The organism is Streptomyces sp. NBC_00376 (assembly GCF_036077095.1).
Classification (GTDB): domain Bacteria; phylum Actinomycetota; class Actinomycetes; order Streptomycetales; family Streptomycetaceae; genus Streptomyces.
The window spans coordinates 232,968-245,778 of the sequence record NZ_CP107960.1 but is presented as its reverse complement, the minus strand read 5'-3'; the positions used below and the strand labels follow the sequence as shown (position 1 = coordinate 245,778).

Annotated in this window: 12 protein-coding genes and 1 pseudogene; 7 read left to right on the top strand and 6 right to left on the bottom strand. The window is 68.6% G+C overall.

Annotated features, from left to right (window positions below; all coding sequences use genetic code 11):
- The first annotated feature begins 12 nt into the window (after positions 1-12).
- On the top strand, positions 13-798 hold the full coding sequence (locus OG842_RS01305) for a MerR family transcriptional regulator (protein WP_266726693.1): 786 nt from the start codon (positions 13-15) through the stop codon (positions 796-798).
- A 139-nt stretch (positions 799-937) separates the two neighbouring features.
- Here OG842_RS01305 and OG842_RS01300 read toward each other — a convergent pair whose 3' ends face one another.
- Positions 938-1,285 carry a hypothetical protein gene (locus tag OG842_RS01300; protein ID WP_266726691.1) on the bottom strand — a complete coding sequence of 116 codons (348 nt, stop codon included), beginning with the start codon at positions 1,283-1,285 and terminating at the stop codon, positions 938-940.
- 3 nt (positions 1,286-1,288) lie between these two features.
- On the opposite strand from OG842_RS01300, the gene OG842_RS01295 reads away from it, so the two are divergent.
- The 4 genes from OG842_RS01295 (at position 1,289) to OG842_RS01280 (ending at position 5,834) form a co-directional block, all read left to right on the top strand.
- Positions 1,289-2,017 carry a DUF2625 domain-containing protein gene (locus OG842_RS01295; protein WP_266726689.1) on the top strand — a complete coding sequence of 243 codons (729 nt, stop codon included), beginning with the start codon at positions 1,289-1,291 and terminating at the stop codon, positions 2,015-2,017.
- 46 nt (positions 2,018-2,063) lie between these two features.
- Positions 2,064-2,336, top strand: a complete 273-nt coding sequence (locus tag OG842_RS01290; RefSeq protein WP_266726687.1) for a hypothetical protein — start codon at positions 2,064-2,066, stop codon at positions 2,334-2,336.
- 431 nt (positions 2,337-2,767) lie between these two features.
- A complete protein-coding gene (locus OG842_RS01285; protein ID WP_266726685.1) occupies positions 2,768-4,897 on the top strand; it encodes a serine/threonine-protein kinase in 2,130 nt (709 codons plus the stop codon).
- Between the two features lie 193 nt (positions 4,898-5,090).
- Positions 5,091-5,834: a hypothetical protein gene (locus OG842_RS01280; RefSeq protein WP_266733847.1), complete on the top strand. Its 744-nt coding sequence runs from the start codon at positions 5,091-5,093 to the stop codon at positions 5,832-5,834.
- A 22-nt stretch (positions 5,835-5,856) separates the two neighbouring features.
- On the opposite strand, the pseudogene OG842_RS01275 reads toward OG842_RS01280, so the two are convergent.
- The 4 genes and pseudogenes from OG842_RS01275 to OG842_RS01260 form a co-directional block, all read right to left on the bottom strand.
- Positions 5,857-6,219: pseudogene (locus OG842_RS01275) on the bottom strand (Scr1 family TA system antitoxin-like transcriptional regulator); the annotation flags it as partial.
- Positions 6,220-6,451: 232 nt separating this feature from the next.
- Positions 6,452-7,636 (bottom strand): IS701 family transposase, encoded by a 1,185-nt coding sequence (locus OG842_RS01270; protein WP_266726591.1) that lies wholly within the window; start codon positions 7,634-7,636, stop codon positions 6,452-6,454.
- Positions 7,637-7,708: 72 nt separating this feature from the next.
- A protein-coding gene (locus tag OG842_RS01265) for an IS5 family transposase (RefSeq protein ID WP_443063955.1) occupies positions 7,709-8,640 on the bottom strand; the annotation gives its coding sequence in 2 pieces (ribosomal slippage) (positions 7,709-8,262 and positions 8,262-8,640; 933 coding nt in all).
- Positions 8,641-8,859: 219 nt separating this feature from the next.
- Positions 8,860-10,044 (bottom strand): IS701 family transposase, encoded by a 1,185-nt coding sequence (locus tag OG842_RS01260; protein ID WP_266726591.1) that lies wholly within the window; start codon positions 10,042-10,044, stop codon positions 8,860-8,862.
- Between the two features lie 126 nt (positions 10,045-10,170).
- Here OG842_RS01260 and OG842_RS01255 point away from each other — a divergent pair, with 126 nt between their 5' ends.
- Positions 10,171-10,650, top strand: coding sequence for a hypothetical protein (locus OG842_RS01255; RefSeq protein WP_266733370.1), 480 nt, complete (start codon positions 10,171-10,173; stop codon positions 10,648-10,650).
- Positions 10,647-11,327: a vitamin K epoxide reductase family protein gene (locus OG842_RS01250; RefSeq protein WP_266726681.1), complete on the top strand. Its 681-nt coding sequence runs from the start codon at positions 10,647-10,649 to the stop codon at positions 11,325-11,327. Before OG842_RS01255 ends, OG842_RS01250 begins: the two co-directional genes overlap by 4 nt.
- Here OG842_RS01250 and OG842_RS01245 read toward each other — a convergent pair.
- Positions 11,278-12,609 (bottom strand): globin domain-containing protein, encoded by a 1,332-nt coding sequence (locus OG842_RS01245; RefSeq protein ID WP_266726679.1) that lies wholly within the window; start codon positions 12,607-12,609, stop codon positions 11,278-11,280. The two genes, OG842_RS01250 and OG842_RS01245, sit on opposite strands and share 50 nt — an antisense overlap.
- Between the last annotated feature and the right edge of the window lie 202 nt (positions 12,610-12,811).

Here is a 12,811-nt window from a genome sequence, read left to right as displayed (position 1 = left end):
GAGACTGGTGCGATGCTGACCATCGGCGAGCTGGCGTCGTATGCCGGAGTGACTGTGCGCGCGGTGCGGCACTATCACGCCAAGGGGCTGCTGCCGGAGCCGGAGCGGGACCACTCCGGCTATCGGAGGTACGGCGCCGGCGCCGTGTTCGAGTTGACCAAGATCCGGACCCTCGCCGAGGCCGGGGTCCCTCTGGCGCGCGTGCGGGAGCTGCTGCAGGCCGACGAGGAGGAGTTCGCCGCGGCAGTGGCAGATATCGACAAGCGGCTGCGGGCGGAGATCCGGGAGCGGCAGCGGCACCGCGAGCGGATCGCCCGCCTCGCCGCCGGGGACAGCCTGGCACTGCCCCAGGAGGTAGTCGATTACCTTGACCGGCTGCGGGCGCTCGGGGTCGACGAACGGATTGTCCAGGTCGAGCGCGACGGCTGGATCCCGCTGGCAGCGCGTTCACCCGAGCGAGTCCCGGAGTGGATGGCACGTAAGCGAGAGCAGATCGCCGACCCGCGGGTCATCGACTTCTATCTCACCCTGAGCCAGGCTCTCGACCGTACCGACGACGACCCACGGCTGGTCGAGCTGGCCGACAAGCTGGCCGCCTACATCACGCAGATGGCCAACGAGCAGGGCGAGTTCTACGTCGACGACACCGGCATCGAGCCGCCGTTCGCCGAGCTGCTGGATACATATGTGTTCGACACCCTGCCGCCGGCCCGTCGGCTGATCGCGCTGCTGACGAAGCGAGGCTGGACCAAGCTTGAGCGCGTAAACCCAGCACGGGGTGCGGCCGGAACACGGTAGGAAGACGCTGCGGTGCGGCGTTCCGGGCAGGTGGGGCACTGCTGGTGTTCACTGCCCCAGCCAGCCTCTGCGGCGTCCCAACGCCACGCGCAACTGAAGTTCCGTGGGCTGAACCTCAAGGCCCGTACCGTCGCATACGTCAGGGACTTGGAGGGTCGGTGAAGAGGGGCATGCCGAGGTCGACCAGCTGTGGCCGGCCGTCGGCGGGGGTGCGCTTGAGGCTGTGCAGCTTGGCGTTGGCGGCGTCGAGGCTGACCTGGAGTCCTTCGACTTCACCGAGCCAGCCGTTGGCACGGGCCTCGCGGACACGATCGCGGAGGTTCTGGATGATCTCGATCAGTCGGGATCGCCGGCGTGGGTCGATCTGGAGAACGGGGCAGCGGATGCATGCTTCTCTGAACTTCGGGAGCCTGCGTCGCCCTCCGTCCATGGGAATCTGCCCCTCGGACCTGGCGTCGGAGACGTCGGGCAGCACTGGGATCATCATCGGGTGCGTGGAACTGATGAGCTGATCAACGTGGACGACCCGGCCTGGCCCGAGCTGCAGGAGCTGTTCGCGGCCAGCACTGTTCCGATAAAGGCGCTGCCCGTTGACCGGGGCGAGAGCCGTCGGTGCCTGCTGCAGATGCAAGTCACGGCGCGATCGGTGCTCGGCGCCGTGGCGTTGAACAGCGGCGGCCTGGTCCTCGATGACGGATGGGTGCGTGTGTTCGGCGGCGGGTCGGGCGAAGACGACGGCAGTCTGCCAAGCCTTGCCCAGGTCAATGCGTTCCCCGCCAATTTCGATCCTGCCTGGCATCTGGCGAAGGGCCTGGTCGTCGGCCACGACGTGTTGGGCGGGGTGTTCGCGCTGAACGGCCACGATCCGGAAGTGGCGGGTCGTCCCGGTGTCCCAGGACAGATGACCTACTTCGCCCCTGACACGTTGGAGTGGGAAGCGATGGAGATGGGTCACTCGGTATGGATCTCCTGGATGCTGTCCGGACGGCTGGAGAAGTTCTATGAAGGGCTGCGCTGGCCGGGCTGGCGTGAAGAGGCGGCCTCGTTGTCCTTCTCGCAGGGCATCTCGGTGATTCCGTTCTTGTGGTCGCAGGAGGCTCAAGCGGATCTTGCGGCCACCAGTCGACGCGCCGTGCCGATGCGTGAAGTCCTCGGTGTCGCCGCTGACTTCGCCCAGCAGATGGGCCCGGTCGATCCGGGATTCCTTGGTGCGGTGTAGTTCAGAGGGCTGACCCTTTCGATGAATTATCGTCGATTGGGAGGTCATGGCGCTTTCCCTGTTGGTCTCGGAGGGTAGGCAGGCCAAGGTCGACGGCAGTGCCGTTGCGGGGCCTGCGGTTGATTTGGGCGAGCTTGTCCTCGGCGCCGGCGAGACTGACGCGGAGTCCTTCGACCTCGCCGAGCCAGCCTTCGCGCTCGGCCTCCGCGATGCGGGCGGCGAGGTTGTCGCGGATTTCCTCCAACCGGCCGCGCTGGGCCGGGTCTGGCCGGAGGAGCGAGCAACGAACACAAGCGTGTTCATGGACACAAGGACTTGAAATCGAACGAGAGCGAGAAGACGCAGCCTGAGCTTGGTTCAAGCGGTCCTTGTCAGACCCCGCGTTTAGAGTTCGACGAGATGGGGCCGGTTCCGAGGCCGCCAGCACTGGAGAACGGCAGCCTCCCTGGTCTGCGCGGGGGTGGTTTCGGCCCAACCGGCGTCCAGGCATGTCGAGGGCCACAAGCGCAGCCTGCCAGCCCGGCCCCATCTCAGCGGACGGGCGCGCCGTCGCCAGGGAGTACCACCGACGGACACCGCCGAGTCCTCGCCGTACTCACCTACCTGCGAACCTGACCACCCACACCGACAGCACCGCGGTGGCAGGGGTCGTCTCCCGTCGCCGGTTGCACGGAAACCTGGTGGGCATGAAGCGGTGTGACATAGAGTCATCTGTGATGCATGGGGGGCGGGTCGGTGATGACCGGGCATATGGATCCACAACACATCGGTCCGTACACGGTGCTGCGCAGGCTCGGCGGCGGCGGAATGGGTTTGGTGTATCTCGGCGTCGGCGGAACGGGGAGCGCCCACGGTCTCGCGGCCGTGAAGGTGATCCGCCCCGAGTACGCCGAGGACCGGCAGTTCCGGCGCAGGTTCGCCCACGAGGCGCGGGCCTCGGCACGGGTCTCCGGCCCCGGAATCGCGTCGGTGCTGTCCGACGGGGTGGACGAGAATCCGCCGTGGCTGGCTACCGAGTTCGTCCCCGGCCCTTCACTGGGCGAGGCCGTCCGTGCGTACGGGCCGCTGGAAGTGCGCCGGCTCGGTCTTCTCATGGCGGCGGCCCTGCGGCGGATACATGTGTCCGGGCTGGTGCACCGTGACCTCAAGCCGTCCAACGTGATGATGGGCGGCGACGGCCCGGTGATCATCGACTTCGGGATCGCCCGCGCCTGCGAGGACACCCGGCTGACCCGGACCGGTGTCATCGGTACGTCCGGATACATCGCTCCGGAGTACCTGCAGCACGGCCGGTTCGACGCCCGTTCCGACGTGTTCGCGCTCGGCGCGGTGCTGGCGTTCGCGGCATCGGGGCAGTCGCCGTACGGCACAGGCCACCCGGCGGCCGTCGATGTCCGGGTCCTGTCCGAGGACCCGGACCTGACGGGTATCGATCCGCCCGTGGCCGATCTGCTGCGCGCCTGTCTGGCCCGGGACCCCGCCGAACGCCCCACACCGGCAGGGCTGGAGACCGCTCTGGCCGGTCTGCCCGGCGGTGCGCCGCCTTGGCCGCCGCCCGCGCTCGCCGCGGAGATCGCCCGCCGGACCAGGGAGGCAGTCGAGCAGGTCAGGTATGAGCCGACGGTGGTGGACCCGGCCGCCGATCCGCTGCACGGCGCCCGGACCCGTACCGCAGCACGGCCCGCGCCGCCGGTGTCGCGACCGCAACCGTCGTCGCAGCGGGGTTCTCGGCCGGACCCGTCGTTCAGGCAGGGCTTTTCTCCGCCGACGGGCTCCGGTCGCCGGCGGCTGCCCCGCCGAAAGCTGCTGCTCGGCCTCGCGGCGTTGTCGGCGACCGGAGCCGGGGCCTACACATTGGCCGGAGTCCTCCAGGAGGAGCAGCCGGACCCGCGGCAGAACTGGCGCTTCGCACCGGGGAGCGAGATGGGCAACGCGACGATGTCGGGTGGCACGCTCTATCTCGGGAGTTACAAGAACAGCAACCTGTACGCGGTCGACGCGGCCACCGGCCGCCAACGGTGGTCCTACACCGCGGAGAGCCGCATGGCCGACCAACCCGCGGTCCTCGGTGGCACGGTCTTCGCGGCGAGCGCGGAGGGCAAACTCCATGCGGTCGATGTCGCCACCGGCAGCCGCCGCTGGTCCGTACAGCTGGCCAGTCTCGGAGGGGTCTCAGTGGCGGCGGGCGACAAACTCGTTTACGCCCGCGCCACAGACGGCTACCTGTACGGCTTCGACCCCGCCACCGGCCGCCACCGCTGGCGCTTCCAGACGGGGGAGGGCATGCCCACGGGCCGGACACCCGTCGCGGCAGGCACCGTTTTCGCCATGACCAACAATGGCGTGCTGCACGCCGTGGAGGGCTCCACGGGCAGGCCCCGATGGAAATTCTCCGGCACCGGCGACACGACCACCGGCTCGCCCGCCGTCCACGGCGGTACGGTCTGCCTGGGCACTGAGGAGCACTGGGTGCACGCCCTGGAAACCGCGTCGGGCCGGCAGCGCTGGAAGCGCCGGCTCGGGGGCACCATCAATGACGTCCACGTGCGGGGCAACGCCGTCTACGTTCACTGTCAGGACCGGTTTCTCTACGCCCTGGACGCGAGGACGGGCAAGCAGCGCTGGCGGTGCGAGATCGGTGCGGGTACCGAGGGAGTCGCCGTCGTCGGGGACACCGTCTACGCGGGGAGGTCCCATCCGAGCAAGCTCCTGGCTCTCGACTTCCGTACGGGAAAACCTCGCTGGGAGGTGCCGCTGAGGGATCCGTCCGCCTTGCCGTGGAGCGAGGACGAAGCACGGATTTCCTCGGAGATCCACATCAGCGGCCGCAACGCGTACTTCACCGCTCTCGGTCTGTACTCGTTCCGCATCGATTCCTGACTCGCCGCGGCTTCGCCGACCTCCAGGCCTCCGGATCCGTGTACCCCGTGCTATCCCGTCAAGTGCCTCCGTATCCGTGCCGGCCCGTCCCGCGCCCGCCGACAATGGCAGCGGCGCCCCACTGCGCAGGCCGGCGAGCGGGTGCGCACTGCGGCGGAGACGCGGTGAAGCGGTCGAGACAGGGAGCGAGACGATGACCGGCACGGCGGCGCAGTTGCGCGGGATGCGGGACCTGGCTGTCCAGATCATGCACGAACGCGATCCCGACGCGTTGCACACCCTCGTTCTGACGGAGCTGCTGCGGGCCTGCCACGCGGAAGCCGCCGTGTGCAAGGAGGCCGACTGGCAGCCGGACGAAGGCGCGGTGTCCATCGTCACAGCACCGGCAGCACGATCCGGTTTCGACCATCCGCAGGCCAGCCGGCTCATCAGGATCGGCCGCCCGTTCGCCGAGCACTACGCCGCGACGGGAGACTCCGCCCCTCGGCAGGCGGATGCGCTGGGCCGTCTCCAGCACCTGCGTGATGTGCGCCCCTTCACCCCCTGGAGGGCGCTTGGCCTTCGGTATCCCACTGCCTGGCTTCCACTCACCCGTACGCGGCTACGTACTGTTCCGGCCGGACGCGGGCTTCGGCCCGGCGGGCCCTCGCTGCCGGGGCGGTCTCGCGCAGGTGGTCGGCGGTCACCACTGGGTGTCCTCGCCGCCGTCGGCTCCGCCGTCCTGGTCTTCGGTCTGCTGGGCGAGGAAGCGGGCGTAGCCCTGGTCCGCGCGGGCCAGCAGGGCCGGGGAGGGGACGCCGCAGGCGGGCGGCTGGAGGCCGCGGCCCTCCGGGGCCGGGGCGGTGGTGTCGGTGTGTGTGCATGCGGCCCCGGCTCTCCGGCTGGTGGGCCGTCGGTGCCTTCGACGCCACGCAGCTGCCCGCCGTGCACTCAATAGAGTTGCGGGTAATTGCGGAGGTTCACTCCAGGGCGTCGATCGCCGCCTGGATGAGGTCGCGGGCGGCATCGCCGTGGACGGCCATCTCCGCGAGTCCGGTGAACGCCTTCGCGTAGTCGGCGAGCTCGCGCGGCTGGGTCACCTTGATCTCCGCCGTCAGCGTCTCCACCACGGCCATGGTGTCGTCGTGGACGTAGAACGCTTCCAGCGGCCACACGGTACGCCGTGCGGTGAACGGGATGATCCCCAGTGAGACGGACGCGAGCGGCATCACGGCCAGGAGGTGGCGCAGCTGCCCGCGCATCGTCTCGGGGTCGGCCGTTTGGTAGCGCAGGACGGATTCCTCCATGAGGACGACGTAGCGGTGGCTGCCCTCGTATGTGAATGAAGGAAGTTGCCGTTCGCGTCGGGACCGCTACCACCGAGTTCCCCGGCCGCCAGGGCCGATCGGCCCTAGTACTGCAACGGTGTTTGTCGTGACGGGTGGTCAGTCGGTGGGGCGTGGCCTCGTTGTTTGTAGTGGCTGGTTCGGGCTTGGTGTTGTCGTTTTCGGCGCCAGGTCGACCAGTGCAGGATGTGGTCGACGGGTGCGTGCCGTCGGTTGGTGAGGCGGTGGATCAGGCGTCTGATCTCGGCGAGGCTGAGGTGGATGAGCTGGGAGGATCCGTTTCTGCTTTCCCGGTGTCGAGCTGGCGGGCCCGCAGGACGGTGAGGCAGGCGTGGGCGGCCATGGCCAGGGTGATGTGGCGGTGCCAGCCGGGGTAGCGGCGGACCTGGTAGTCGTCCAGGCCGCACTCCTGCTTTGCGGTCTGGAAGCATTCCTCGATCGCCCAGCGGCTCCCGGCGATGTGGATCAGCTCGTCCAGGGTGGCGTCGGCCGGGCCGTAGGCGATGTAGTAGGAGAGCTCTTGGGGACGGGCAACGCTGCGACGGGCGATCACCCAATGCCGGCGGTCGGGCCGGTGCCAGGGGCGGACTTCGACGCGTGCCCAGTCATAGACGCGGGGCCCGTGGGAGCCCTGGCCGCACGAGCGGCGTTTCCATTTCTGCCGGGGCAGGGCGGGAAATAGATCGCTCACGGGGTGGTCGATGGCCCAGCGGGTGACGACCGTGTCGTGGCGGGTGGTGGCCATGACGTGGAAGACGTCCGCCTGTTCCAGCTCAGAGCGCCAGCCCTTGCTGTAGCCGTAGCCGGCATCTGCGGTCACCCAGCGGAACGGGATCTTGCCGGCGATCGCGCGGCGGACCATCTCCTTGGCCATCGCCACCTTCGTCGCGAAGCCGACCTCGTCGTCAATGCCGGCCCGGCGGCACCGCTCTCGGTCGTCCGTCCAGGAGGCAGGCAGATACAGACGGCGGTCGATCAGCGTTCGTCCGAGCGGGGCCGCATAGGCGAGGAAGACACCGACCTGGCAGTTCTCCGTGCGGCCCGCGGTGCCGGAGTACTGCCGTTGCACCCCGGCCGAACCGGTGCCCTTCTTCAGGAAGCCGGTGTCGTCCACGATCAGCACCGCACCAGGATCGCCGAGATGCTCGACCACGTAGTCACGCACATCGTCCAGAACCTCGTCGGCGTCCCACTCGATCCGGTTCAACAGCCGGTGGATGCGGTCCGGACCTGCGTGGCCGGCTTCTTCGGCCAGCGTCCAGCCGTTCTTCCGCTGCAACGGGGCTACGAGTCCCCGCATATAGGCAAGAGCTGACTCACGAGGCTCCGATCTGCCGAATCGGTGAAGAAACCGCCCTTGCACCGCACCCAACTCACCGGCCCACGACCTGACCTCAGCAAGATCCCCACCCATGACAACACCAACGATCGACCTGCCTACCCGTCACAGCAAACACCGTTGCAGTACTAGGCACTGTTTCTCGGATCACGTGCGAAGCCAGATCATGAGAGCCGCGAGGGTGACGGTGCCGAGGTAGATGTAGGCGCGTTTTTCATAGCGCGTGGCGACGGCGCGGAAGCCCTTCAGCCGGTTGATGGCGCGTTCGACGGTGTTGCGCTTCTTGTAGCGCTCACTGTCGAACCCGGTGGGGCGGCCGCCGCGTGAACCACGGTTGTGTCGGTTCCGTTGCTGGTCGATGCGTTCGGGGATGGTGTTCCGGATTCCGCGTCGTCGCAGGTAACGGCGGTTGCTCCGGGACGTGTACGCCTTGTCCGCCAGAACATGGTCGGGCCGGGTGCGGGGCCGTCCGACTCCGGCCCGGGGGACGGAGACCTGCTCCAGCACCCGCTCGAGCTGGGGTCCGTCACCGTAGTGTCCGGGAGTCAGGACGAAAGCGAGGGGCCTGCAGCGTCCCTCGGCGGCGAGGTGGATCTTGGTGGTGAATCCGCCGCGGGAACGCCCCAGACACTCGCCGATCTGACCACCGCCTCCAGGCGGACTGCCAGATTCCGCAAGACCGGATCGACCTGGTTCGTCCCCCGCCCGGCCCCCTTTTGAGGAACGGCGGCCGGGGCCGCTTTCCTCGCGCCGGCGGCGTGCTGGTGGGCCCGCACGGCTGTCGAGTCCACCGACACGTCCCAGTCGATCGCGCCCACCGCGTCCTCGGCTGCCTGGATGCGAGACAGCAGCATCTGCCACGTTCCATCGGCTGACCAGCGGCGATGCCGCTTATAGACCGTTTCCCACGGCCCGAACCGCTCCGGCAGATCCCGCCACTGCACGCCGGTCCGCACCCGGTAGAGAACCCCGTTGATGACCCGGCGGTGGTCGCTCCACCGACCTCCACGCGCACCACCAGGAGGTAGGTACGACTCCAGCTGATCCCACTCCGCATTCGTCAGATCACCACGGCCCATACAGCCAGCCTGCCCCCAACACCCCACCCGCGTCAGGAGATCCGAGAAACAGTGCCTAGTACTGCAACGGTGTTTGTCGTGACGGGTGGTCAGTCGGTGGGGCGTGGCCTCGTTGTTTGTAGTGGCTGGTTCGGGCTTGGTGTTGTCGTTTTCGGCGCCAGGTCGACCAGTGCAGGATGTGGTCGACGGGTGCGTGCCGTCGGTTGGTGAGGCGGTGGATCAGGCGTCTGATCTCGGCGAGGCTGAGGTGGATGAGCTGGGAGGATCCGTTTCTGCTTTCCCGGTGTCGAGCTGGCGGGCCCGCAGGACGGTGAGGCAGGCGTGGGCGGCCATGGCCAGGGTGATGTGGCGGTGCCAGCCGGGGTAGCGGCGGACCTGGTAGTCGTCCAGGCCGCACTCCTGCTTCGCGGTCTGGAAGCATTCCTCGATCGCCCAGCGGCTCCCGGCGATGTGGATCAGCTCGTCCAGGGTGGCGTCGGCCGGGCCGTAGGCGATGTAGTAGGAGAGCTCTTGGGGACGGGCAACGCTGCGACGGGCGATCACCCAATGCCGGCGGTCGGGCCGGTGCCAGGGGCGGACTTCGACGCGTGCCCAGTCATAGACGCGGGGCCCGTGGGAGCCCTGGCCGCACGAGCGGCGTTTCCATTTCTGCCGGGGCAGGGCGGGAAATAGATCGCTCACGGGGTGGTCGATGGCCCAGCGGGTGACGACCGTGTCGTGGCGGGTGGTGGCCATGACGTGGAAGACGTCCGCCTGTTCCAGCTCAGAGCGCCAGCCCTTGCTGTAGCCGTAGCCGGCATCTGCGGTCACCCAGCGGAACGGGATCTTGCCGGCGATCGCGCGGCGGACCATCTCCTTGGCCATCGCCACCTTCGTCGCGAAGCCGACCTCGTCGTCAATGCCGGCCCGGCGGCACCGCTCTCGGTCGTCCGTCCAGGAGGCAGGCAGATACAGACGGCGGTCGATCAGCGTTCGTCCGAGCGGGGCCGCATAGGCGAGGAAGACACCGACCTGGCAGTTCTCCGTGCGGCCCGCGGTGCCGGAGTACTGCCGTTGCACCCCGGCCGAACCGGTGCCCTTCTTCAGGAAGCCGGTGTCGTCCACGATCAGCACCGCACCAGGATCGCCGAGATGCTCGACCACGTAGTCACGCACATCGTCCAGAACCTCGTCGGCGTCCCACTCGATCCGGTTCAACAGCCGGTGGATGCGGTCCGGACCTGCGTGGCCGGCTTCTTCGGCCAGCGTCCAGCCGTTCTTCCGCTGCAACGGGGCTACGAGTCCCCGCATATAGGCAAGAGCTGACTCACGAGGCTCCGATCTGCCGAATCGGTGAAGAAACCGCCCTTGCACCGCACCCAACTCACCGGCCCACGACCTGACCTCAGCAAGATCCCCACCCATGACAACACCAACGATCGACCTGCCTACCCGTCACAGCAAACACCGTTGCAGTACTAGTGGTGCACGGCCTCCAATGGGTTCACTGCGATGCATCGCACCCCGCGGGTGCGCGAGGAGGGAAACATGGTGATCGCAGTCGTCGGGCACAGGGACCTCGGCAACAGAACCCTGGAGTTGGTGGAATCCGAACTGAGAGCACGGCTGGACCGTTTGGTGGAAGGTGCCGCCGCTCTGGTACGGGTCGGGGCGGGACTGCCGTTGGTGTTCGGGCGGGCCGCCCGGGAGGCCGGGCGGAAGCTGACGGTGCTGCTGCCGGCCCAGGGCGCGGTACCCGCCCTGCTGCCCGAGCGGGACCGGTCGGCCGCGGGCGAATTGCTGGTCCTGGCCGAGCACGTACGACTGCTGCCTTTCGATCCGGCCGACCGCGACGCGTGTGTCGGCGCCGACGAACGGCTGGTGGCGACCTGCCGGACCGTGCTCGCGGTGTGGGACGGATCGCCGTCGGACGGCCGGGACGCCACCGCGCATCTGGTCGCCTTCGCGCGTGCACGAGGAATCCGGGTGGAAATCGTCTGGCCCGCCGGTTCCGTGCGGGGGCAGGCATGAAACTTTCGGAGCGCGGTACGGGGAGGGTGACGGAAGGCCCCGAGGCCGACGAGCGGGAATGCACCAGCGTGTCCGCGACGGGCGACGAACGGGAGTACGCCGGGGCGGAGTGGGCGTTCGGATGGCTGCTGGTCGTCACCGCCGCGCTCGGGCTGCTCGGCTCGCTCGTCATCACCATCGACAAGTTCGAACTGCTCGCCGACCCCGGCTTCGTGCCCGCCTGCTCGCTGAGCCCCGTGGTGTCCTGCACCAGTGTGATGCGCAGCGAGCAGGCGTCGGCGTTCGGCTTTCCCAACCCGCTCATCGGGTTGGTCGCCTTCGGCACGGTGCTGGGGACCGGCGCGGGCCTGCTCGCGGGTGCGCGCTACCGGCGCTGGTACTGGTTGGGAATGAACCTCGGCACGCTGTTCGGTGCCGGCTTCTGCATGTGGCTGATGACCCAGGCATTGTTCGAGATCGGCGCGCTCTGTCTGTGGTGCGTGCTCGTGTGGGTGGCCACCGTCTTCATGTTCTGGCACACCACGGTGCACAATCTTCGCCACGGCGTCCTGCCCGCGCCGCGTTTCCTCGTTGCGGCGGTGCTGGAGTTCCCCCTCGTGGTGCCGCTGACCTGGTGTCTGGCCATCGTCATGCTGATAGCAATCCGGTTCTGGTCGTACTGGCAGACATTTCTGTGACCGCGACCACGCCGGTGGCGTCATGACGGATCTGCTCGGCCGGTACCCCGGCGGCAGCCAGCCGAGCGGCGACGGCCTGCGCCAGCCCGGTCGTGGCGGCCTCGGGGGCTAGGGCCAGATAGGCGTGCTGCCGGGCGGCGGCCCCGGGCTGCGGGGGCAGTATTCCGTTCAGGGCCCGCAGGCCGGCATCCGCGAAGCGGGTGTTCGCCGTGTCGGCCGCGATGACGGTCAGCCAGGGGCGCTTGCGCCTGAACGCTTCCAGATACGCCGCGTCGTACATCTCTCCGGCCGTCGCTGTCTCCCCTGCGGAACCCAGCAGCAGCCGTACCCGGCGTGCGCGAGTGCGCTCGTCGTCGATCCGCTGGAGTATCGCCTTCATTGGGGCCCAGCCCGTCCCGGAGGCGATCAGCAGAAGGTCCGCGGCCGGAAGTTGATCCGACAGGGCCAGTGCGCCACGCGGGGCGCTGAGCCGGACGGCGCAGCCCTCCCGCGTACCGTGCACCAGAGCATCGCTCACCCCGTCGGCGCCCCGGGCCCGTACGTGGAACTCCAGTTCACCGTCCGGATGCGGAGCGCGGGCCAGGTAGTACGGACGCCAGGCCTGCTCCAGCAGCGGCGACTCCAGGGACGCGTACTGTCCGGCCTCGAAGGCGTAGGGCTGGTGGGGCCGTACCCGCAGTACCGCGAGATAGGGGGTGCGCAGTTCGTGCGAGGTCACTGTCGCCTCCCAGCTGGGTGGTTCGGCGATCGCCTCGTCCGCGCCCCTGACCATCGCCGAAACGGCCAGCCGCAGCATCCGCAGCCAGGCCTGTTCCAGCTCGTGGGTCCACCGGGCGCCCGCGCGCACGCGCAGCGCCTCGATCAGCGCCGCCTCGAAGGCCTCGAAGTGCGCGGGGCGTACACCGAGCTTGCGGTGATCGCGCCCCAACTGTGCGAAGACGCGGATCATTTCGTCCGTGCGGTGCAGATTGCCGATCAGATAGCGGAAGATCCCGGCGAGATGGGCCTGTTGGAAGGCCATCGACTGGGGGAACAGCGACCGCAGATACGGGTGCCGCTCGAACAGGATCCGGTACAGTTCGGCGATCAGTTGCTCCAGCGGGTTCACCAAGGGCAGCGAGTCGCCGATCAGCAGCTGGTCGGCCGTTCCGTCGTACGCCTGCGGGGCCTTCGTGCTCCACTCACCGGCACGGTTGCCGGACGGGGCCAGGATGCGTCGCCGAAGCCGCATCGCGTCATGCCGTGCGAGCAGTGCGTGGTAGTCCTCGCTCGGGGTGTTCATGGGCCGGTTGCTCCTCGTTGCAGCACAGTGGGGTGGCCGGAAAGGAAGATCTCCGGGGTGCCCGGACGATCTTGGCGGCGTCAGTATGGCACCGCGCACCACCCGCTGACCGGCCCCTGGCCACAGGGCCTTTCGGCCCTGTTCAGGCACCTTTTTCCATGCTGCCGGACCCCGGCGGGAACAGCCCCGCGGACGGGCACAT